General features: G+C 68.7%; 22 protein-coding genes. 10 read left to right on the top strand and 12 right to left on the bottom strand.

Translation table 11 applies throughout. From position 1 onward, the window contains the following. Positions 1–11: 11 nt before the first annotated feature. On the bottom strand, positions 12–752 hold the full coding sequence (locus tag QMG86_RS20475) for an SDR family oxidoreductase (RefSeq protein ID WP_281874151.1): 741 nt from the start codon (positions 750–752) through the stop codon (positions 12–14). 194 nt (positions 753–946) lie between these two features. Beyond that, positions 947–1,069, bottom strand: coding sequence for a hypothetical protein (locus tag QMG86_RS20470; protein WP_281874150.1), 123 nt, complete (start codon positions 1,067–1,069; stop codon positions 947–949). A gap of 131 nt (positions 1,070–1,200) precedes the next feature. On the opposite strand from QMG86_RS20470, the gene QMG86_RS20465 reads away from it, so the two are divergent. Next, a complete protein-coding gene (locus tag QMG86_RS20465) occupies positions 1,201–1,464 on the top strand; it encodes a twin-arginine translocation signal domain-containing protein (RefSeq protein ID WP_281874148.1) in 264 nt (87 codons plus the stop codon). Here the strand turns inward: QMG86_RS20465 and QMG86_RS20460 are convergent. Continuing rightward, positions 1,454–2,374 carry an RNA polymerase sigma-70 factor gene (locus tag QMG86_RS20460; protein ID WP_281874146.1) on the bottom strand — a complete coding sequence of 307 codons (921 nt, stop codon included), beginning with the start codon at positions 2,372–2,374 and terminating at the stop codon, positions 1,454–1,456. The genes QMG86_RS20465 and QMG86_RS20460 overlap by 11 nt on opposite strands. A 168-nt stretch (positions 2,375–2,542) precedes the next feature. On the opposite strand from QMG86_RS20460, the gene QMG86_RS20455 reads away from it, so the two are divergent. Next, complete coding sequence (locus QMG86_RS20455; RefSeq protein WP_281874144.1) at positions 2,543–3,028, top strand: carboxymuconolactone decarboxylase family protein; 486 nt, start codon at positions 2,543–2,545, stop codon at positions 3,026–3,028. 494 nt (positions 3,029–3,522) lie between these two features. After that, positions 3,523–4,230 carry a hypothetical protein gene (locus tag QMG86_RS20450; RefSeq protein WP_350356414.1) on the top strand — a complete coding sequence of 236 codons (708 nt, stop codon included), beginning with the start codon at positions 3,523–3,525 and terminating at the stop codon, positions 4,228–4,230. Positions 4,231–4,424: 194 nt separating this feature from the next. Here the strand turns inward: QMG86_RS20450 and QMG86_RS20445 are convergent, their stop codons facing one another. Then, entirely contained in the window at positions 4,425–4,976 is a 552-nt protein-coding gene (locus tag QMG86_RS20445) for a DUF8020 domain-containing protein (RefSeq protein WP_281874140.1), read from the bottom strand. 223 nt (positions 4,977–5,199) lie between these two features. On the opposite strand from QMG86_RS20445, the gene QMG86_RS20440 reads away from it, so the two are divergent. Beyond that, positions 5,200–5,388 carry a hypothetical protein gene (locus QMG86_RS20440; protein ID WP_281874138.1) on the top strand — a complete coding sequence of 63 codons (189 nt, stop codon included), beginning with the start codon at positions 5,200–5,202 and terminating at the stop codon, positions 5,386–5,388. Positions 5,389–5,426: 38 nt separating this feature from the next. Here the strand turns inward: QMG86_RS20440 and QMG86_RS20435 are convergent, their stop codons facing one another. Further along, entirely contained in the window at positions 5,427–6,098 is a 672-nt protein-coding gene (locus QMG86_RS20435; protein ID WP_281874136.1) for a chymotrypsin family serine protease, read from the bottom strand. 243 nt (positions 6,099–6,341) lie between these two features. After that, positions 6,342–7,007, bottom strand: coding sequence for a PAS and ANTAR domain-containing protein (locus tag QMG86_RS20430; RefSeq protein ID WP_281874134.1), 666 nt, complete (start codon positions 7,005–7,007; stop codon positions 6,342–6,344). 346 nt (positions 7,008–7,353) lie between these two features. Here QMG86_RS20430 and QMG86_RS20425 point away from each other — a divergent pair, with 346 nt between their 5' ends. After that, positions 7,354–8,133: an SDR family NAD(P)-dependent oxidoreductase gene (locus QMG86_RS20425; RefSeq protein ID WP_281874132.1), complete on the top strand. Its 780-nt coding sequence runs from the start codon at positions 7,354–7,356 to the stop codon at positions 8,131–8,133. 466 nt (positions 8,134–8,599) lie between these two features. Here QMG86_RS20425 and QMG86_RS20420 read toward each other — a convergent pair whose 3' ends face one another. From QMG86_RS20420 to QMG86_RS20400, 5 genes are all read right to left on the bottom strand, one after another. After that, positions 8,600–8,752, bottom strand: a complete 153-nt coding sequence (locus QMG86_RS20420; RefSeq protein ID WP_281874130.1) for a hypothetical protein — start codon at positions 8,750–8,752, stop codon at positions 8,600–8,602. A gap of 42 nt (positions 8,753–8,794) precedes the next feature. Continuing rightward, positions 8,795–8,986, bottom strand: coding sequence for a DUF3072 domain-containing protein (locus tag QMG86_RS20415; RefSeq protein WP_281874128.1), 192 nt, complete (start codon positions 8,984–8,986; stop codon positions 8,795–8,797). Between the two features lie 91 nt (positions 8,987–9,077). Then, complete coding sequence (locus QMG86_RS20410; protein ID WP_281874126.1) at positions 9,078–10,391, bottom strand: uracil-xanthine permease family protein; 1,314 nt, start codon at positions 10,389–10,391, stop codon at positions 9,078–9,080. Positions 10,392–10,502: 111 nt separating this feature from the next. Continuing rightward, positions 10,503–13,301, bottom strand: a complete 2,799-nt coding sequence (locus QMG86_RS20405) for an aminotransferase class I/II-fold pyridoxal phosphate-dependent enzyme (protein ID WP_350356413.1) — start codon at positions 13,299–13,301, stop codon at positions 10,503–10,505. Between the two features lie 191 nt (positions 13,302–13,492). Next, positions 13,493–13,945 (bottom strand): winged helix-turn-helix transcriptional regulator, encoded by a 453-nt coding sequence (locus QMG86_RS20400; protein WP_281874124.1) that lies wholly within the window; start codon positions 13,943–13,945, stop codon positions 13,493–13,495. A gap of 84 nt (positions 13,946–14,029) precedes the next feature. Here QMG86_RS20400 and QMG86_RS20395 point away from each other — a divergent pair, with 84 nt between their 5' ends. Continuing rightward, entirely contained in the window at positions 14,030–15,238 is a 1,209-nt protein-coding gene (locus QMG86_RS20395) for an MFS transporter (RefSeq protein WP_281874121.1), read from the top strand. On the opposite strand, the gene QMG86_RS20390 is transcribed toward QMG86_RS20395, so the two are convergent. Continuing rightward, entirely contained in the window at positions 15,196–15,735 is a 540-nt protein-coding gene (locus QMG86_RS20390; RefSeq protein ID WP_281874119.1) for a winged helix-turn-helix transcriptional regulator, read from the bottom strand. The two genes, QMG86_RS20395 and QMG86_RS20390, sit on opposite strands and share 43 nt — an antisense overlap. Positions 15,736–15,793: 58 nt before the next feature. Between QMG86_RS20390 and QMG86_RS20385 the strand changes: the two genes are divergently transcribed. The 4 genes from QMG86_RS20385 (at position 15,794) to QMG86_RS20370 (ending at position 20,980) form a co-directional block, all read left to right on the top strand. Continuing rightward, the gene (locus QMG86_RS20385) at positions 15,794–16,438 is read left to right on the top strand and encodes a dihydrofolate reductase family protein (RefSeq protein WP_281874117.1); all 645 of its coding nucleotides are present in this window, start codon (positions 15,794–15,796) and stop codon (positions 16,436–16,438) included. Between the two features lie 279 nt (positions 16,439–16,717). Then, on the top strand, positions 16,718–18,187 hold the full coding sequence (locus tag QMG86_RS20380) for a serine/threonine-protein kinase (RefSeq protein ID WP_281874115.1): 1,470 nt from the start codon (positions 16,718–16,720) through the stop codon (positions 18,185–18,187). A gap of 13 nt (positions 18,188–18,200) precedes the next feature. Further along, complete coding sequence (locus QMG86_RS20375) at positions 18,201–19,466, top strand: DUF7373 family lipoprotein (protein ID WP_281874113.1); 1,266 nt, start codon at positions 18,201–18,203, stop codon at positions 19,464–19,466. Beyond that, positions 19,463–20,980: a serine/threonine-protein kinase gene (locus QMG86_RS20370; RefSeq protein WP_281874111.1), complete on the top strand. Its 1,518-nt coding sequence runs from the start codon at positions 19,463–19,465 to the stop codon at positions 20,978–20,980. The genes QMG86_RS20375 and QMG86_RS20370 overlap by 4 nt, the downstream gene beginning before the upstream one ends. Positions 20,981–20,990: the final 10 nt, after the last annotated feature.

Raw genomic sequence — 20,990 nt, 5'->3', positions numbered from 1 at the left:
CGATCGGCGGTTCAGTGCGTGTTGCGGAGCCATTCCCGGTAGTGCGTGGGCGCCAGGCGCGCGTCCGGGCCCGCGGTGAGCACATCGCCGGGGACGGCGGCGAACATGCCCGCGGTGTCGTCGGTGACGACGGTGCGGTCGTCGTGCCGTGCGGCGAGGGTCAGCCTGCCGAGTTCGTCGAGGGTGAACACATCCGGGCCCGCGACGTTGCGGATCCCGCCCAGCGGGTCTCCGGTGGCGACCTCGACGACCGCGTCGACGACATCCGCCGCGGCGATCGGCTGGATCGGGGTGGCGGGCAGACGGACGGTGTCGCCGTCGGAGGTCCAGGACAGCACCGCGTCCATGAACTCGAAGAACTGCGTGACGCGCACGATGGAGTACGGCGTCGGCCCCTGCCGCAGCAGGTCTTCCTGCAAGGTCTTGGCCCGGTAGTAGTCGAGCTGGGGCACTCGGTCCACGCCCACGATCGACAGCACGACCTGGTGCCCGACACCGGCGTTCTGCCCAGCGGCGAGCAGATTGCGCATGGAGGTGCGGAAGAACTCCAGCGAGGCCTCGTCGAAGGTCGGCGAGTTCGCCAGGTCGACCACGACCTGCGCGCCCTCCAGCGCCTGGTCCAGTCCTTGACCGCTGATCAGGTCGACACCGGTGGACATGGCGGCGGGGACGGCCTCGTGTCCGGCCGCGGTCAGCTTCCGGACCACCTGCGACCCGATCCGCCCCGTACCGCCGATGACTGTGAGCTTCATGGTTTCTCGCCTTTCGCGGTCGGCCACCGGGCACCCCGGCGGTTGATGGCGGGCGATTGCTATGGCTTCTGCGGCCGAGCCAGCATCCCACTGGCTAATCGGCGGCGGGGCCAGTTCGCGATCCCGCACGACAGAACCGTTATCGGTTCGTTCCGGTCCTGGTACCGCGTCTGCTCGGGCGACGGGTTCGCCGGTCAGTCGCCGGTGCCGACGGCCCGGAACCGGTGGCCGTCGTCCACCCACTTCGCGCCGTCCCGTCCAGCGACCGGTACCGCACCGGTGTGGACGAAGGCGATTCCGGCAAGCGGCCTACCCATCACTGCTCTGGCGCCGGACTGTGGTCTTGCACCGGAACTCCCGAGGTTCGTTTCGGCGCAACACTGTTTCGTTGCGCGGACGTAAGGGGCGCGACAAATCCCCGTAGGGGTGTTCGTGGGGGAGCTCGGCGGTGCGGCGTTCCTCGCCTACGGCGGTCTCTGGTGGATGCTGCTCGCGCCGATCATTCCTCGCGGACAGCGCCGCCGCCATCGTGGCCGCGCTGATCGAACAGGAGCCGAGCGCCAAGGGCCGAGAGGCGGCGCTCGGCCTCGTGCGGGCCGCCGAGCGCGGACGGATCGAACGCGCCGCCCTGGCCGCGGTTTTCGGCGAGGGGGACATCGATGACGCCTACCTCCAGCTGATCATGGCTGGTGTGGCCCCGCTCAGCGGCTGAGGACGGTCTCGCGCTGCATCCGGGACAGCTTCTCGGGATTGCGCACGGCGTAGAGGCCGGTGACGAGTCCGTCGTCGATCCGTAGCGCCACCACGGTGTCGATCTCGCCGTCTCGTCGCAGGATCAACGCCGGATAGCCGTTGACCTGCGCAGGCTGCCGCGCCGCCGCCGCGAGCCTGCCCAGCCCGGCAGCCAGCACACGGGCCACCCGATCGGCTCCCACCACGGGCGACAGGGTGGCCTGGACGACGCCGCCGCCGTCACCGAGCAGGACGACGTCCGGCGCGAGGATGTCGAGCAGGTTCTGTAGATCGCCTGTTTCGACCGCGCGCTGGAACGCGGCGAGCGCGTCGCGGGTCTCGGCCGCGGAGACGACCCCGCGCGGCCTGCGGGCGGCGACGTGCGCCCGCGCGCGGTAGGCGAGCTGGCGGACCGCGGCCGGGCTCTTGTCGACGGCTTCGGCGATCTCCTCGTACGCCAGATCGAACACTTCGTGCAGCACGAACACCGCCCGCTCGACCGGCGACAGCGTCTCCAGCACCAGCAGCATCGCCATCGACACGCTGTCGGCCAGTTCGACGTCCTCGGCCACGTCGGGCGCGGTGAGCAGCGGCTCGGGCAACCAGGGGCCCACGTAGGACTCCTTGCGCCTGCCGAGCGCGCGCAGCCGGTCGAGCGCCTGGCGAGTGGTGATCCGCACCAGGTAGGCGCGCTGATCCTGGATCGTGCCGAGTTCGACGCCCGCCCACCGCAGCCAGGTCTCCTGGAGCACGTCTTCGGCGTCCGCGGCCGAGCCGAGCATCTCGTAGGCGACGGTGAACAGCAGGTTGCGGTGGGTGACGAACGCGTCGGTCGCCGCGGCGGGGCGGGTGTCGCGATCGCCGCGCGCGCTCTGCGATGTATCGGCCATGGGGACGGCTCCTGTTCCCTGTCGACTGTGTCATCCACCAGACGCCGGGCCGCGCCGTCTCGTAACACCGCGGCACGGTGGCGTACGTCACGCCGGTGCGCTGTTATACGGCTGGGGCAGCCTACGTCTGGTGTTCGTTCACGCACCAACGCGAGTGAGGACCACGTCATGGAATCCCGTTTCGATCTCAACAGCAGCGAGCTCGGCGCCAAGGTCGGCAAGCGGTTCGCCGGCACCAGCCTGGCGATCGCGCAGTCGACGCTGCCGAAGGCCACGCTGGAACTGGTGGAGTTGCGCGCCAGCCAGATCAACGGTTGCGGGTGGTGCACCGACGTGCACACCAAGGAGCTGGCGGCCGCCGGTGAATCCGCGGTCCGGATCAACCTGGTCGCCGCGTGGCGCGAGTCCGGGGTGTTCACCGAGGCCGAGCGGGCCGCGCTCGCGCTGGCCGAGGAGGGCACCCGGCTCGCCGACGCCCACCGCGGCGTCTCCGACGAGACCTGGGCGCGGGTGCGCGCGCACTACGACGACGACCAGGTCGCCGCGCTGATCTACCTGGTCGCCATGATCAACGCGGCCAACCGGCTGGGCGTGATCACGCGCATGGCGGGAGGTTCCTACCAGCCCGGCATGTTCGAGGCCATCGCGAACTGACCGGGAGGCGAATCCGGCCGGCATTCGCTCGCTCCATCTACGCCAGTGTGGCATGAACCGCGCGCACCGCCGAGCGGTCACGGATGCCGGGTGGCGAAGACGGGCCGCAACCGCGCGGCCCCGGTGATCCCGGTCGCGCGGTCCATCGCGTTCGTGCGATGCCCGGCCACGGACGAACAGGCCGGTGTCGCGATCGGGCCAACATATCGATCGCGACACCGGTCCTATCGGGTCGGATACGGCACCAGGCGGTTTCATCGGTTCCTCGGCCAACGCTGCTGCGGGACAGGGAGGAGAGCGGGAGATTTCCGCGGCCTCGTGCCCGGACAGGTATAACTGCGCTGCGCGGCAGCGGGTTCCATCGAGGCGGTGTGCACCGTGGTATGACCACGGCGGAGAGGGGAGTTGGGGAGGCGGGCGGCAGTCGGTGCGGTGCGGCCCTACACTCGACGCACACGCATGCTTCGGACGGAGGTGATCGGCGGTTGAATCCCATGGATCCGCGCGACCAGCACACCGCACGTTATGAACCCGGTTATCAGCCGGGGAATTACCGTGATCCCGGATACAACCGCGATCGCGGGTACGAACAAGATTCCGGATACAGCCCGGAACCCGGCTACGGCCAGGATCTCCGATACAGCCAAGATTCCGGATACGGCCACGGCTCGGGGTACGGCCCCGATCACGGATACAGCGCGTACGAGTCCGATCGTCCGGCCCGTCGGTCACGGCCACAACAGGGTCCGGACGTCAACGTCGGCATGTTCGTCGGCGGTGTGATCGCGGCGGCCGTGGTGACCGCGCTGGCCGCCTGGTTGTGCGCCTGGATCATCGAGATCATCGCCACCCGGGTCACCGAGAGCGGTGAGTTCGGGGTGTGGAGCCCGATGTCCCAGGACGCGTACTGGTTCGCCGTGGTGGCCTTCATCTGCGCACTGCTGGCCGGGGTGCTCTGGTATCTGCTTCGCTTGGGCACTCCGTCACCGGAACTGTTCTTCGGCTGGATCGTCGGAATCCTCACCGCCGCGGCGGTGATCATCCCACTGGCGCTGTCCAGCCACCTGTGGGTGGGTATCTCCACCGGCATCGAACATCTGGTGATCGGTCTCCCCATCTTCAGCCTCGTACGCATGGTGGGCGCCAAGAGCACCGTGTCTGCGGTAGAGCACGGTCGGCCGGGTAGCAGTCGCGGGGCGTGACGGCCGTCGGCAAGTCGGCCGCCGCACCCCGATGCGTCAGGACGCTGTCGTCATGGCGGGAGGGTCGCTCGGTGGTGCCTGCGGCGCGGCCGAGGCGGCGAGCAGGGGCCGGTGACGATTTCGCGTAGTGCGAGGCCGGGCGGATGGTGACCGCCCGGCCGTGTGGATTTCCTCGATTCGGTTCTTCCGATGGATCAGAACGGCGTGAAGAAGAAGCCGAACCACGCACCGACTGCGGCGCCGACCGCGCAACCGATGACGGCGCCGACGACGAAGAACCAGATTCCGATGGCGATGCCGATCGCGCAGCCGATCGCCGCACCGATCACCGCGCCGCCGAACAGGGCGTCGTGCATCAGGCCCTGCACCTCGGGTGTGACCGCGGCGGGCGACGGCACGCCGGCCGCCGGTGTCAACGTCAACGTCCTACCCGACTGGTCGAGCGCGGGTGTGACGCTGAAGTTCTGCCCGGTCTCCATACGCAGTGTCGTCGGTATCGTGCCGACGATCGCGCCGTTGTCGGCGATCACGTTGACCGCGTCCGGCGTCACCTCGAACTTCCCCGAGGCCAGATCGACGGTAGCGGTACGGTGATCCGCCGCCAGCGTCGTCGTGTAGGAGATAGGACCATCCACCCCGTTCATCGTGAGGTCTGCCAGGGTGCCCTCACCATGCGCTGTGGCCATTGCTATTCCTGTCGACGCTACGGCCAACAGGGCGGTCGCCACTAATTTCTTGATAATCATTGGGCGTCCAATCATGGGACCTGTGTGGATTCCCCCCGGGCGGGCATCGTCGACCGTCAGCTATGATCTTTCTCCCTCAACCATTCGGTTGTCGATAGGTATCCACTATGAGGCATTTCCATACCGGAAGTCGGAAATTGTCTCGGCCGCTCGACGGAATACAAGAGGGCACGGATCGGCGCGTTGCGGCGGTTTTATCGAGGGGCGCTGGTAAAACCCGTTCATGACTCGGCAGACACCGACAATTAGGCACGCGCGCCTGGCATTGGAGCAGGTGGCCGCTGAACTCGACCAGACGGCTTATCGTGGCGGCTATCTCACCTCGGAGCGCATGCGATTTCTGGCGACGAAGGTCCGCGACGCGTCTCAGGTGTACGACAACGCCGTCGAAGCGGTCGCACCGGCGGACTGACGGCTGCGCGGTACGCCTATCCGGCCTGCGGGCAGCACTCAGATCGGCCGGAATCCGGCGCCGACGCCATCGCGGGAGTCGATGTCGGCGAGGATGGCGTTGATGTCGGTGCCCACCTCGGGGCCGAGGCACCCCATGCCCAAGTAGGCGTTGACCATGCCGACCAGGGTGGAACCCAGCACCACCGGCGCGCCGGAATCGCCTTTGAGCACGCACATCTGGGTCCAGGTGTCGCTGCTGTCGCCCATCATGTCGCCCCAGGCGACACCGCAGGTCCGGCCGGTGGTCCGGCCTTTCTTGCACACGATGTCGGGAAATTGCGCGGGACCGCCGAGGCCGTCGATGAAGAACCCTCCGACCTCCCGGGTAGGAGCGACCCGTGCGGCATCGAATTCGATGACTCCGTAGTCCAATTCCTGATCGGCGTAGACGAATCGCCCCAGCACCCCGTAGCTCGGGTAGGTCACCGACGTGACGTGCGCCCCCGGCTCGCCGCAATGGCCGGCCGTCAATCCCACCAACCTGTCCGCCGCGTCGTAACCGATGGTGGTGAGCGTGCATTCGGCTCGGTCATCGATCGCGATACCCGAACCACCGCCCATCGGCGGCGGCGGTAACTGCGGAACACCGGCCGCCGTGCCTGCGCCGGCCGAGATCGGGCCGCACGCGAGTGCCGCCGCGGCGACGACCTTGATCAGCGAACGAGTCATTGTTCCTCCCACCGGACCGAACGTGCCTTCGGCGACCTGCACCGCAGCGTCTGCCACTGCGGGCTACCCACGCCGGCGAGACGGAAACGGAACGCCGCTCCCAGCGCGGTCCGCCGCGATGAAGCGCGCCGCTGGACCAGCAGCAGCGCGCACCGACCTGCTCGCATCGCGAAGCCGGTGAGCCGGGCTTTCCGAAGTCGGCGAGCCTGCCGCGGCGGCGCCGAAGCCGGCGGCGGGCGATAGTCAGTCGGGGTATTCGTGGATGGTCAGCAGGAGATGATCCAGCCTGGTCCGTTGCTCGACGGGACCGCCACCGGCCGCCGCGGCGACGGTGACCAATTTGGCCGCCAGCACCCGCAATTTGGTGTTCGTCTCCTGGGACCGCCACCGCAACACTTGGAAGGCTTGCTCGGCGGTCAGGCCGTAGGCCAGCATCAGCATCCCTTTGGCTTGTTCGATCGCCGCGCGGGCCTCGACCACTTCCGGCAGCGCCTCGTCGAGGACTTCACGCCGTTGCTGGTCGACGGTGGCGGTCAGATCGATGAAGTAGCCCGAGGTGCCCACGACCGCGCCGGTGCCGTCGAAGATGTGGTCGGCGACCACGAGCACGTGCCGGACGTTGCCCGCGGTGTCGATGATGCGGTGGCGGCTGCAGAACGCGCCGTGGTCACGGACCGCGGTGGCGAGGGCGTCGGCGACGGCGGCGCGGTCGGCGGGGTGTTTGTGCGACAGCACCAGGTCGGTGGTCGGCTGGACCTGGCCGGGGAGGTAGCCGTACAGTGCGGCCACCTCGTCGGACCATTCCCAGCGCTGGTCGTCGAACCAGAACCGGAAGCTGCCGACCCGGTCGGGACGTTCGTCCTCCGGCCCGGTGCTGTCCGCGGCGTCCCGCCGATCGGCGTGGCTCACCTGTCTCATCATGCTCCCTCACGTCGGCGCCGGAGGTCACAATGGATCGAGCGCCGCGACGACCCGAGCGCGGTCGGCGCCGAGGGCGCGCGGGCTTCGACCGCGATCAGCCCGGCCTTCCTCGTCCGTCCCCACCACGGGTCTGCCCGAGCCTTCCGCCGCCCGGCCGTCGACCTGTGCACGTCTTCGCGAGCCGAATCGGGGCGCACCGTTGCGGCGCGGATTCTCGACGCACGGTGGCGCGGCGCCTGGCGCCCGCGGACCTCTCCCGACGCGCCCACGGCAGGCGCAGCGGCGCCGACCGGCCGCCGCGGAACGCGGTCGTTCACCGTTGATCGACCAGCGGATGAGCGAGCTGCCGGTCGCGCACACCGAGGCGAAGGTCGACGCCCGATCGCGTGGACGATTGAGCGGCCACGCCGCGGGCATGACGGTCGACATGGACACGAATCAACCGAAGGCGGAGCGCACGGTGAACGGACCGGTGTTCGTCGTCGGGGCGGGTCCGGGGATCGGCGCGGCGGTCGCGCGACGCTTCGCCCGCGAAGGACACCCCATCGGACTGGTCGCCCGCACCCGCTCCCGGATCGACGCCGTCGCCGACGAACTGCGCGGCGACGGGCGCCACATCCTCACCGCGACCGGCGATATCACCGAGATCGACGACATCACCCGTGCCCTGGACGATCTCATCGCCACCCTCGGCGCCCCCGAGGTCGTCTGTTTCAGCCCGCTGCCGGACATCGGACTGATCCGCCCGGTGCTCGAGACCTCTCCCATCGACGTCCGAGACGCGCTGGCCCTCACCGTGGTCGGCGCCGCCGCGGTGGTTCGGTCGGTGTCGGCGGGAATGCTCGAACGTGGTTGCGGCACATTGCTCTTCACCACGGGCGGAGCCGCGGTGAACCCCAGTCCGGAACGAGCGGTGAGCGCACTCGCCTACGCCGGTCTCGGCGCCTACGTCGATCTGCTCGCCCGGACCCTGCCCGAGCGCGGCATCCACGTCGCCCGCGTGACCATCGTCGGCCCCGTCGGCTCCGGCCTGACCCACGAACCCGACGACATTGCCGAACACCTCTGGCAGCAACACTCTTCGCCGGGCGAAGCGGTGACCGTGCTGACCTGATCGACCGTTCCCGTCCGAACGCCATGTCGGTGAGCGTGTCAGACCGGTATCAGCGAGGCTCGGCGACAGTATTGCTGTGAACAGCAGAGCAATTGCGGAAGTGTTCCGCGATGGGCAGGCCGAGCCGGCTCAGCCGACGGACTGAACACCCCGGCATGCTCGCAAACATCTCCGATCATCTGGAAGGAAGGCGCTTGTCCATGTGCATCGAGGACACCTATCCATTGCGGCGATACAACGCGATCGCCGCGGTGTTGTCTCCCACTACGTGGTGACCTTCGGTAGCACGCCCGTCCGGAAGGAATTGGGCCGTGCCCTGCCGCACCCGCTTCCACGCCTCTTCCTCGGACATGAATTTGCCGAGTTCGCGTGCGCTCGTGGCCTCGCGGACGCGGGCCCGCCATGAGACCGCACCGTGGTATCGGGCGCTCCAGCACTATCTCGGAGCAGTGTCCCGGCGCATGCCCTACGTATCGGGGTCTTCATGCTGGTCGTCTCCGGGACCTGGGCCCGCCAAGTCGCCGGAAGCCTTGGACCCGCCCTCGAGGAGGTCCTTTTCCCGATCGTCAGAGGTTTCGTGCGCGCCTTCGTCGTGCGCGGCGTCGTACGGATGGTTCATCAGTCTTCTCCTCGGAGACGTAGGGCGCTGCGACCGAGCCGGTCAGGCGCCGCGGCCGGTGCGCTGCTGAAGCTCGTCGATCAGCTGCGACGCCTCCGCCTTGGTCAACTCCTCCGGCACCTCCGCACCCGCCTCCTGGGCCAGGGTGTGCAGATAGGACTCCTGCGGGCCGGTCATCGGCTCCTCGCCGGTGGTCCACTGATCCGGATCCTTCTCCGGCTTCGGCTGCACCATAGCCACTCCTCACATCGACAGAACAGGTGTTCGACTCCTGCCTACCCGGACAGGCGATCGTCAATCACCGATGTGATGATCCGGCGAAGGGTCACCGATCCGTCGACTTCTCCGGCTCGCGCACCGCATCCGCGCGGTGGGCTCCGACCGTTCCGCGCCATCCCCCGATCAGCCGCATCGCGTGGTAGATCGCCAGTGCGGCGACGGCGCCGAGGGCGATGCCGCCGAAGTCGAGGTCGCCGATCACCCAGGTGAAGTCGGCGATGCCGATAACCAGCGGGATCGCGGCGGTGAACTGGTTGATCGGCTTGCCGAAGTCCACCTGGTTGCTCACCCAGATGTGCACGCCGAGGATCCCGACCAGGCCGTAGAGCGCGGTCGTCACACCACCGAGCACCCCGGGCGGGATGGCGGCGATCACCGCTCCCACCTTCGGTGACAGGCTGAGCGCGATCGCCGCGGCACCGGCTACCCAGTAGGCGGCGGTCGAGTAGACCTTCGTCGCGGCCATCACGCCGATGTTCTCCGCGTATGTGGTGGTCGCCGAGCCGCCGCCACTGCCTGCCAGCACCGTCGCCACGCCGTCTGCCGCCAGCGCGCGGCCCATACGCCGGTCGTAGTCGATGCCGGTCATCGTCGTGATCGACTTGACGTGGCCGATGTTCTCCACCACGAGCACCAGCACCACCGGCAGGAACATCGGGAGCACCGAGAGGTGGAAGCTCGGCGCGTGGAAGTCGGGCAGCCCTACCCAGGAGGCGTCCCCGATCGCCGTGGTGTCGACCGCACCGCGCGCGAGCGCGAGCAGATAGCCGAGCACGACACTGGCGACGATCGCCAGCCGGCCCAGCAAACCGCGAAAGAGCACGAGGCACAGGATCAGCAGGATGAGCACGACTGTCGCCGTGACCGCGTCCTTCTCGAAGTTGGTCTTGGCGGTCGGAGCCAGGTTCAGGCCGATGAGGGCGACGATGGTGCCGGTGACCACCGGCGGCATCAGCGCCTCGATCCAATGGGTGCCTGCGAAGTGCACCACCACGCCGATGACGATCAGCAGGACGCCCACGACGACGATCCCGCCGAGCGCCGCACCCATTCCGTGCGAGGCGGTCGCCGCGAGGACCGGAGCGATGATCGCGAAACTCGAACCCAGATAGCTCGGCAGCCGGTTACGGGTGATCACCAGGAACAGCAGGGTGCCGACCCCGGAGAAGAGCAACGTCGCCGACGGTGGGAACCCGGTGAGGACCGGCACGAGGAAGGTGGCGCCGAACATCGCCACCACATGCTGCAACCCGATCCCGATCGTGCGCGGCCAGGTCAATCGCTCACCGGGGGCGATCACGCCGCCGGTGCCGACCTCGGTCCAGCGGAACATCGATCCTGTTCGCGATTCGGGTGTCATGGGAGCAGTGTGCGGGATCTTCGATCGTTGCGCCGGGTTCGCCCACCATGGCTGCCGGGCGCGATCGATCCGTCGACCTCCGATTTCCGAGCGGAGAACCTGCCGGACAGCTCACGTGATCCCGACCCGGCGATGATTCACGGCAGCTGGAGCTGCCTCCGGCGGACCGGCCGCGGTAGTCGCATGCCGAGCCGCGGTCAGCCGCGTGAGCGCGGCCTCGGTGAAGACCGACAACCCGAGGTCGGGGTTGTATCCGTGAATCTCCTTGACGTCGAGTTCGGCCAGGAAATACAAGATCTCCGTCGAGATCACCTGCCCGGGGACCAGCACGGGGAAGCCGGGCGGATAGGGGACGACGAAGGTGGCGGACACCAGCGGCATCCCCTTGGCGAGCCGTCGCCCGGCGTCGCCGAGCAGGACATGCTCGCGGTCCGACTCCTCGTACCCGGCGTAGAAGGCCGATCGCATGTCGCCGAACGAGCTGGCCCCGTCGGGACGAAACGCGCTGTCGAACTCGCTGAAATCGGGGAGTGCGGGCAGCTCCTTGGTGATCTCGTCGATCCGGCGCTGTTGCAGCGCTCGATCGGCTCGACCGGCCGCGCTCCGGCTGGTCTCGAAGTCGGCAGCCACCCGACGCAGCACGTCGAGCAGGTAGTGCACGCTCGACCAGGTGACGCCGATGGTGAAGATCAACAGCACGCTGTTGATCGAGGTCTTGTTGATCTGGATGCCGAAGCGGTCCATCAGGATCTTCTCGCGGAAGTCGAACCCGTTCATGCCGGTGGCGCCGATGAACAAGGTGACCCGGGTCGGGTCGAGCACGAACTGATCGGACCGCCACGCCTCGTTCCACTCGGCCAGGCCACCGTGCCTGACCTGCCGGTACGAGCGGACTTCCGAGGGCCGGAATTCGTCGGGCACCAGGTCGTCCTCGTCGAGGATGCGGAACCACTTGCCGATCAACCGGTCTTTGCGGACGCGATGACGGAACACCAGCGCCATGTCGTAGGCGTGCCGGACCAGCTGGAAGCCCTCGATGTCGACCTGCCTGCGGGCCAAGTCCAACGACGCCAGGAGTTGCTGGTTCGGCGACGTCGAGGTGTGGGTGAGAAACGCCTCGGCGAATGCCTCGCGGGCGAGCGCTGTGAAATCCTGGTCGCGGACATGGATCATCGACGCCTGCCGCAGCGCGGAAAGCGACTTGTGGGTGGAATGCGTGGCGTACACGCGGACGCGCGCACGCTCGGGGTCGGGAAGCAGCCGGCGATTGCTCCACTCGGCACGGTCGACCCCGTGCATCGACGCACGCCACCGGCGGTATTCCTCGGCGTATCCCGGCGACGACAACGTCGATTCGAGTTGCTCGGCGGCAACCATCGCGGTGCGCTGTCGTGCCCACGGCACCGCCGTCGCGAACGCGTACCACGCCTCGTCCCAGAGGAAGCAGATGTCCGGCTTGATCGCCAGGACCTCCTCCATCACGCGCCGGGGGTTGTAGACGATGCCGTCGAACGTGCAGTTGGTCAGCAGAAGCATGCGCACCCGGTCCAGTTGACCGGCCGCCTCGAGATCCAGCAGCGCCTTCTTGATCGTGTGCAGCGACACGGCGCCGTAGATCGCGAACTGTTCGAGCGGGTAGGCGTCCAGGTACATCGGGTACGCCCCGGCGAGCACCAAGCCGTAGTGGTGCGACTTATGGCAATTGCGGTCGATCAGCACGATGTCGCCAGGCCGGGTCAGGGCTTGCACGACGATCTTGTTCGCGGTGGACGTCCCGTTGGTCACGAAGTACGTCCGGTCGGCACACCACGTCTCGGCGGCCTTGTCCATCGCCACCCTGATCGTGCCGTGCGGGTCCAGCAAGGAGTCCAGCCCGCCGGAGGTGGACGACGTCTCGGCCATGAAGATGTTGCGGCCGTAGAACTCACCCATGTCCTGTAGCGACTTGGAGTTGAAGATGCTCGCGCCACGCGCGACGGGAAGGGCGTGGAACTGACCGACCGGCGCGGCCGCATAGGCCCGCAGGGCGTCGAAAAATGGTGTGGCGTACCGGCTACGGATGCCCGCGAGCACCGTGCTGTGCAGGTCGGTGACATCGTTCAGCCGGTAGAACGTGCGATCGTAGACGTCCGGCTCGGCTTCGGTCTCCGCGGCGATCGACTCGTCGGTGAGCAGATACAGGTCGATATGCGGTCGCAACTTCCGGATCCACTCGCCACATTCGACCCAGTCGGGGGCGCGGTCGGTCACGACCACGCCGTCGTTGGCGCCGAGCAACGTGGTCATCAACGGCAGCCGGTCGCGGGAACGAAGCGGTAGGTCGTGCCGGATGATCGCCGCCTGGATCTCGCCGTTCAACGCGACAGCGGTGATGGCGTCCTCGATGCTCGCCACGACGAGCAGTTCGAACTGCACATCGTCCGACGATTCGCGAAGCGCCCGCAGGCTCTCCGCCAGGCCCTCGGGCGCCTCGGGCGGGGAATCGTCGCCGAGCAGGACGGTGTAGAACTGCTGCTGCTTGGCCCGGGCCACGAGTTCCTGCTCGGCCAGCGGTGCGGATGTGTCGAACAAGGCCGCGCGGTCGCCGTACTCGGAGAGCAGGCGCACGGCCAGCGACACTTCCTCGGCGAGCCGCACCGTCGCCAGATCGGCGAGATATCCGCGAAACGCCGCCAGCCGCGCCGGGCCCGGGTACAGCCAGTACCGCTCGTAGGCGCCGAGACGATCGAGGAGGCGCCGCACCCGGGCGGCTTCGTGGGTGGTGTCCAGCCCGGCGCTGTTGACATCGGCGAGCCGGCGGCACGCGTCGTCGAGCAGATTCCACGTGTCGATCCGCGAGTACGACGGGTTCGCTACCGCCGCCAGCGCGGAAACAGAAAGCCCTTTCGGGCGTTCGCCGTCTCGATGCATGTCGTCAGTCACGCCCCTCGGTCGGTGGGCGAAGTGATCAGTCGACCAGGACAGAGCACCCTCGAACATTCATCCCTGCAGTCATTGTGCTCCGCCGTAGATCGAATTCCTAGGCGCAGGCAGTCGCGGCGGGTGGACGGAAGTCGCAGCACTGATCGCACAAGCCCACCGACCCGCTGCTGCGACATGGTTCAGCCGACCTTGTGGACTCGGGCCGTCGCCGCTGTGACGGGCTCTCCGGCCGGGGTTGCGGGGCGCAGTTCGGCGATGGGGCTGCCGTCGAGGCCCAACAGTGTCGAATGCGGCTCGTCGTCGGTGAAGGCGTGGCGTTCTCCCCATTGCCGCAGCGCGACGATGGTGGTGAAGAGATCCTGTCCGGCCTCGGTTAGTTCATAGACGCGGCGCTTGCCACCGGGAGCCGGGTTGACGGTGAGGATGCCGTGGTCGACGAGGCGGCGGAGACGGTCGGCGAGGATGTTCCGCGCGATCCCGAGGCGTTGCCGGAACTCGGTGAACGTAGCCGCGCCGTCCATGGCGTCGCGCACGATCAGCAGGCTCCACCGATCGCCGACCAGGTCGATCGTTCGAGCCACGGGGCAGGTGGGATCGGTCCACGCGCGGGGCGAACCGTGTGTGGGCGGCACAGCACTCCTCTCCATCGGTTGCAAATCGAAACCATTATGCCTACGGTCGAATGGTTTCATTCTGCTACCAAATCAGGAGGCGCGGTGTCGACGGGACTGACCCGATCCCAGCGATGGATCCTGGCGCTGGTGTGCGCCGTGGCGGTGTCGACGGTTTACGCGGTCCAGCCGGTAGTGGCGGCGGCGGGGCGCGATCTGGGACTGCGGCCGGAGTCGCTGGGCCGCCTGGTCGCCGCCGGACAGATCGGCTACTTCGCCGGTCTGGTCGTGCTGGTTCCGCTCGGTGACGTGCTGAACCGCCGACGGCTCATCACCGCGCATCTGGCGCTCACCGCGATGGGGGCCGCGATGGCGGCCGCCGCACCCAACGGCATCCTCGTCGTGGCTGGACTGACCATCGCGGGAATGTTCGCGGTCGTGGTACAGGTCACGGTCGCCTACGTCGCCGCCGTCTCCGAACCGAGCGAGCGTGGCCGCAACATCGGCGCCGTCACCTCGGGTGTGGTGATCGGCATTCTCGGTGTCCGAGTCCTCGCGGGCGCGCTGGGCGACACGGTCGGCTGGCGTGCGGTCTACGCACTGCTCGCCGTCCTCTGCGCGGCGCTGGCCATCCTCGCCCGAGCGAGGCTGCACCCGGACGTGAGGGCGACCGGCGCGCGATACACGCAGGTGCTGGCGTCGATGGGGCGGCTCGTGCGCACCGATCGACTGTTCCTGAGCCGGGGCCTGGTCGCGTTGTTCCTGTTCGCCTCCTTCGGCACCCTCTGGAGCGGGCTCGCGCTGCCGCTCAGCGCCCAGCCCTGGAACCTGGGCACCACCGAGATCGGCCTGTTCGGGTTGGCCGGCTTGGCCGGAGCACTCGGCGCCGCCCGCGCGGGACGATGGGCCGACACCGGTCACGCCCAGGCGATCACCGGTTGGTCGCTGGCAGCGCTCATCGGCTCCTGGGTGCTCATCGCCCAGGGGCGGTCGTGCCTGGGGCTACTCGTGGCGGGCATCGTCCTGCTCGACTTTGCCGTCCAAGCCGTGCACGTGAGCAGTCAGCACCTGCTCACCGCCGCGCATCCGCATCGCGCAGGCAGCGTCATCGGCGTCTACATGGCCTTCTACTCCCTCGGATCCGCCCTCGGAGCAGTCGCGACCACGTGGGCATACGGTGCAGGCGGGTGGCGGGCGTCCTGCTGGGTCGGCGCTCTCTTCGCGCTGTCCGCGCTGGTTGCCTGGGGACTGGACCGGCTCGGCAGGCGGATCTATCCAGCCGTTTCGTGTTCCGCCCCGGCTGCCGCCTCCTGATAGGCGGCGGTCAGTTCCGCGAGCACGCCATCGGTGGGTATCGGCGCTCCGGCCAGGTGGGTGGCGCGGAGTTCGGCCATGAATCGCTCCCAGAGCGGGGGACCGCCGGCGGCCAGCAGTTCGGCTCGCACAGTCAGCTCTGGCGCCGTGTTCAACCAGTTTGCGCCCCACGCGCCGAGCTGGGCCATGACGGGGACGAGCTGGATCGCCGCCTCGGTGAGATGGTATTCGACCTTCTGGCGGTGGCTCGGGTCGTCGTCGCGGGTGAGCAGACCGGCGTCGACGAGTTTCGCGAGGCGATTGGCCAGGATGTTCGACGCGATGCCCTCGAGGGACGCGGCGAGCAGCTCGCGGAAGTGGGTGTAGCCGCCGAACATGATGTCGCGCAGGACGATCAAGCTCCAGCGGTCGCCGAGCAGCTCGATCGTCATATTGATCGGGCAGCCCGATTTCCCCGGAGGAACCGGCAGCTTGTCATGAGCAACTGGTTGCACCATGGGATCAGTGTAGGTAAGTTCCTTACCGATTGCATATTGCAACCAGAAAGGGTTCCCGATGGCACAGTTGGTCCGCGTTCAGAACTTCAATGTGTCCAGCGACGGATACGGTTCCGGGGAAGGGCAAAGCTTCGAGCGCCCCTTCGGCCACGCCGATCCGAGCGCGCTCTTCTTCTGGACGGGCGCCACCGCGCACTGGCCCACCCGGACCGAGCCGGGGGGAACCTACGGCCTGGACGACTACTGCACTCGCGACTTCACCAACAACATCGGTGCCGAGATCATGGGACGCAACAAGTTCGGTCCGCAGCGGGGGCCGTGGGAGAACTACGAATGGCAGGGCTGGTGGGGAGACGAACCCCCGTTCCGCACACCCGTTTTCGTCCTGACCCACCACGTGCGTCCCTCGTTCACGCTGGGAGAAACCACGTTTCATTTTCTCGACGCGACGCCCGAAGTGGCGCTGACGCGGGCATTCGATGCCGCCGAGGGCAAGGACGTGCGCATCGGCGGCGGTGTCGCCACAGTCCGGCAATTCCTCGAGGCCGATCTGATCGACACGATGCATATCGCCGTCGCGCCGGCCGAACTCGGTCGCGGCGAGCGGTTGTGGGAGAGCCCCGATGAACTCGTCGACCGTTTTCACCTGGAGCGGATCCCGAGCCCCAGTGGGGTGGTGCACCACTTCTTCTGGCGACGGTGACGTGGTGATGCCGGCGCGGCAGCAGCCGAGCCGGTGCAACACCGAGCGCAACGTCCGTAGCGGGGTCCGCGCCGAGCGACGGCCTCGTCCGCAGCTGCGCCGCGGCGATCGTCACGGCTTCCGCCACTGTGCCGGGCCTCAGCCGAACGCGCGCATTCACCTCGGCCTGCGCGTCGAAGTCGCCGAGTGCGGGCAGTGGGACCGGAAGCACCTGGGCAACAGGGGATCTGAGCGTTATAGTCGGCCCATTCGTGGGCACGGTGCGGGAGGGGATCGTTGGTGGACGTTGTCGACGGCGCGGTGTTCGCCGGGTATCGGATCGAACGCCGCCTCGGCGCGGGCGGCATGGGCACCGTCTTCCTCGTCCAGCACCCCCGGCTGCCGCGCAGGGACGCGTTGAAGATTCTGGCCGATTCGCACCTGGACGATCCGGAGTTCCGCGCTCGCTTCCTGCGCGAGGCCGAAATCGCGGCCCGGTTGCAGCATCCCAATCTGGTGGCGGTGCGCGACCGCGGCGAACAGGACGGTCGGCTGTGGATCACGATGCAGTACGTCGACGGCGTGGACGTCGCGGAGCTGATCCGGCGCGGCCAGGCGGGTCTGGACCCGGCGCGCGCCGTTCGCATCGTCACCGAGGCGGCCCGGGGGCTCGACGAAATCCACCGCGCCGGGCTGCTGCATCGTGACGTGAAACCGGCGAACATCTTGGTCGCCCCCCAGCCCGACGGCTCGGATCGCGTGCTCGTCACGGACTTCGGCATCGCCCGTCCCGCCGACGACTCACCAACCCTCGCCGTCGGCGGCATGACGGCCAGCCTCGCCTACGCGGCCCCGGAACAGATCAGCGGAGACCGCGCCGACCGGCGTGGCGACGTGTACTCCCTGGGGTGCACGCTCTATCAGATGCTCACCGGGTCGGTGCCGTTCCCCAGGGACAGTCCGGGTTCGGTCATGTACGCCCATCTGAACGAGCCGCCGCCCCGCCCTTCGCTCGGGAAGCCGGGGCTGCCGGCTGCGTTCGACGCGGTGGTGGCCAAGGCGATGGCCAAGAATCCCGGCGATCGGTTCGGGAGCTGCGGGGAGTTGGCGCGCGCGGCCGAGGCGGCCCTGACGGGCGAGATACCGGGGGTCGCCGCGGCGAGCACGGGGCATCCCCGTGGGCGGCGACTCCTCGCGATCGTCGCCGCGGCCGCGGTGGTGGTGTCGGTCGCGATATCGGTGTGGGCGTTGGCGCGTCCCGACGAATCAGCGGCTCGCCGGGTTCCGCGCTCGACCAGTCCGGTGCCGGCGGTGTCGAGCGCTTGGGGGGCTTATGCCTATATGGCGGAGGCTTTTCCACAGTTACTGCCGTTCTCGCCGGACGGGGTCGGTTATCAGGAGGCCGCGTTCTGCCGGGCGGTGGACGAAAACGGCAGGCAGATCGCCTTCGCGACCGAGGTCCCCGTCGGGGCACTGCGGTGCAACGGTGACCGAGACCCCACGGTTCTGCTCGAGGTCTTCTGCAACGCGGATCGCTCGGCGATGGTTCAGATCCCCCGTGACCGGACCGAGGGGGTGGAGCAGTGGAGCCGTGCATCCGGCGCCGGAAGTCTGCACTGGAGCAATTACACGACGGTGCTCGGGGAAGTCTCGGGTCGGCTCGACGTGTACTTCGACGCTCCGAACCGGAAATTCTGCAGACTGCAAGTGGTCGGTGGCGATTCCGGCGCCGAAATGCGCGCTCGGTGGTGGGCCGATGCGCCACTGTGACAAGGTGACGGGGATGTCCGATCGAACAGCGGCGACTCGCGTCGTCGGCACGATCGCGGTGTTGGTGACCGTACTGCTGGTGAGCGGCTGTGTGCGGCAGGGAAAACCGGTGCCTGCGCACGCGGATCTGGCCGCACTCGACGTCGGCTACTACTCCGTGGAGCCACTGACCGAGCCACACGTCGCCGAGAATCGGTACGGGCGGGTGGTGGAGTCGGTGCGCATGGCCGAGGCGGTGATCGATCCGGTCGAGGCCTACCCGTCCCTGGTCTTCGGTCTCGGCGCGGTGCGGGTGGCGCCGTTGCCGACCCCCGTCAAGACCTCCGGACTGTTGTCGGCACCGGTCCAGGCGGTGCTGCAACGGCACGGGATGCTGGCCGGTTTCTCGGTCAGTGGCAGCGACACGGAAATGGCGGGTTCCCCGATCGTCGGCGCCGCCCGCATGCTCACCGTGATGCTGCTCCGATTCCCCGACGCCGAGTCGGCCGGACGGGCCGCACAGGAAATCGATGCCGTCGACGCCGCCGTCAGTGCCGAGAACGTACCGATCGCGATCCCGGAACATGCTGCGGCGCACAGCCACTGGCGACCGACGGTGCCGACGCTCGCGGCCACCATGGCGCACGGATCGTTCGTGATCAACGTGCTCGCCGGGCACACCACGCCGGACCCCGCCGCGCTCACCGGGCTCGCGAGTCGCGCCTTCGGTGCGCAGGTGGCGAGACTGCGCGATTTCCAGCCCACGCCGGAAGACAAGATCGCCGCGCTCCCGTTGGACCGCGACGGCATGCTCCGGCGGGTCGTTCCGGACAAGCCCGGGCAATGGACGTTCCCGGCGGCGATCGCCCCGGGCAGCGTCCGGACCGCGGGATGGAACGCCGCGATCTGGCCGGTGGGCATCGTCTACGGCCCGCGCGGCGCCTACCTGCACAGCGGACGTCCGCTGGAGGGGACGGAGAGAGGCCAACCGCAGGAGTCGCTGGCCACGATCGGACACCACTGGGTCGCGCGGTACGCGACCGTCGCCATCGCCCGCGCGGAGTTCGACGCCCACGCCGGCGATCTGACAGCGGCGGGTGTCCGGCCCGCGCCCGTGCCCGCGGGGCTGCCGGACACGCGCTGCGGCGAGCGGCTCGACGGCACCGAGTTCGCGCCGCGCTTCCGGTGCGAGGTGTTGTTCGGACGCTACCTGGCGGTCGTCGCCGGACGGACGGTGACGGACGCCCAGCAGCGGGCGGCGGCCCAGTACGCCGTATTGCTGAACAGCGAGTCCGAATGACCGAACTCTTTCCACCGGGAACAATTTTCGCTGGGTACCGAATCGAAAGGCTGCTGGGCAAGGGCGGCATGGGCGCGGTCTACCTGGCCCGGCATCCCCGGCTTCCGCGGTGGGACGCGCTGAAAGTGCTGTCGGCGCAGCAGGCGGTCGACGCCGCCTTCCGGGCCCGGTTCGTGCGCGAGGCCGACCTCGCCGCCCAGCTCGACCACCCCGATATCGTCGCCGTTCACGATCGAGGCGTAGACCAGGGGCGGCTGTGGATCGCCATGCAATTCGTGGACGGTCTCGATACCGGTGCTCTGCTGCGCCGCGCGCCCGGCGGCTTGCCGCCGCACCGGGTGTCGGACATCGTCGGCGCGGTCGCGCGCGGTCTCGACGCCGCCCACCGGGCCGGGGTGCTGCACCGCGACGTCAAGCCGGGCAACATCCTGCTGGAATCGCGCGAGAACGAACCGGACCGGGTCTTCGTCACAGACTTCGGTATAGCGAGTGCGCAGGCGGGGCCGGCGTCGTCGACCGAGACGGGAACGGTGCGGGCGACGCTCGCGTACGCCGCCCCGGAGCAGCTCACGGGCGGCGCCGTCGATCACCGCGCCGACGTCTACGCGTTGGGCTGCACGCTCTACGAGTTGCTGACCGGGGCGCCGCCTTTCGCGCGGCCGAGCGCGGCCGAAATCGTGCGGGCCCATCTGCGGGACGCGCCGCCGCGCCCGTCCGCGGTGCGACCGTCCCTGCCGCACGGAGTCGACGAGGTGGTGGCCCGCGCGCTGGCCAAAGACCCGGCCCGCCGCTACCCGTCGTGCGGGGAACTCGCCGCCGCACTCGCGGCGGCGCTCGGGACGGAGGAACAGCCGGCTCCGGTCGGCGGTTCCCGCGCATCCCGGTCGCGGAAACGATTCGTGCTCGCCGCGGCCGTCGCGGTGGCCGCCGTCGTGCTCGGCATCGGGACCGTCCTCGCCCTGACCCGCAGCCCCAGCGGCGAGTCCTCGGCCTTGCCCACCTCGGTCGCCCGGTCGAGTACCGCGGCGGCGCCGACCACGGCAGTCGGCGACCGCACCGACTGGGGCAGCTACCAGACCGTGGTCCGGCAGTTCCCGAGGCTGTTGCCGGCGACGCCGAATGCGTTCGGCCATGGGGGCATCCGATGCCATCCGGTAGATCGGGGAGGAAATCCGGTCGAATTGAACTCGCAACTCGGCGAGCTGGCCAGACTCCTGTGCGACGGCGACCGAAACCCGGTGGAGCGCCTCGTCGTGAACTGCAACACCGATCGGCAGCCGAACCCGGTGACGCCGTTCGCCGACATGACGGTGCGCGGTGACGAGTCATGGCAGCGAATCGCCGGGACCGGACGAGTCGTCTGGGGCGAAGTCGCCGGCGCGGCCGGCCGGCCGACGGGCATCCTCCTCGTGCAGTTCGACCCACCCATCCGCGACTTCTGCCATGTCCTGGTCCGCGGCGGCGCCTCCGGGCAGGATCTGTACGACCGCTGGTGGCGCGACGCCCCGCTCTAGCCGAAACGCG

Source organism: Nocardia sputorum, assembly GCF_027924405.1.
Lineage (GTDB): Bacteria > Actinomycetota > Actinomycetes > Mycobacteriales > Mycobacteriaceae > Nocardia > Nocardia sputorum.
Note: the sequence above shows the minus strand (reverse complement) of the source record. Positions and strands in the feature narration are given on the sequence as shown.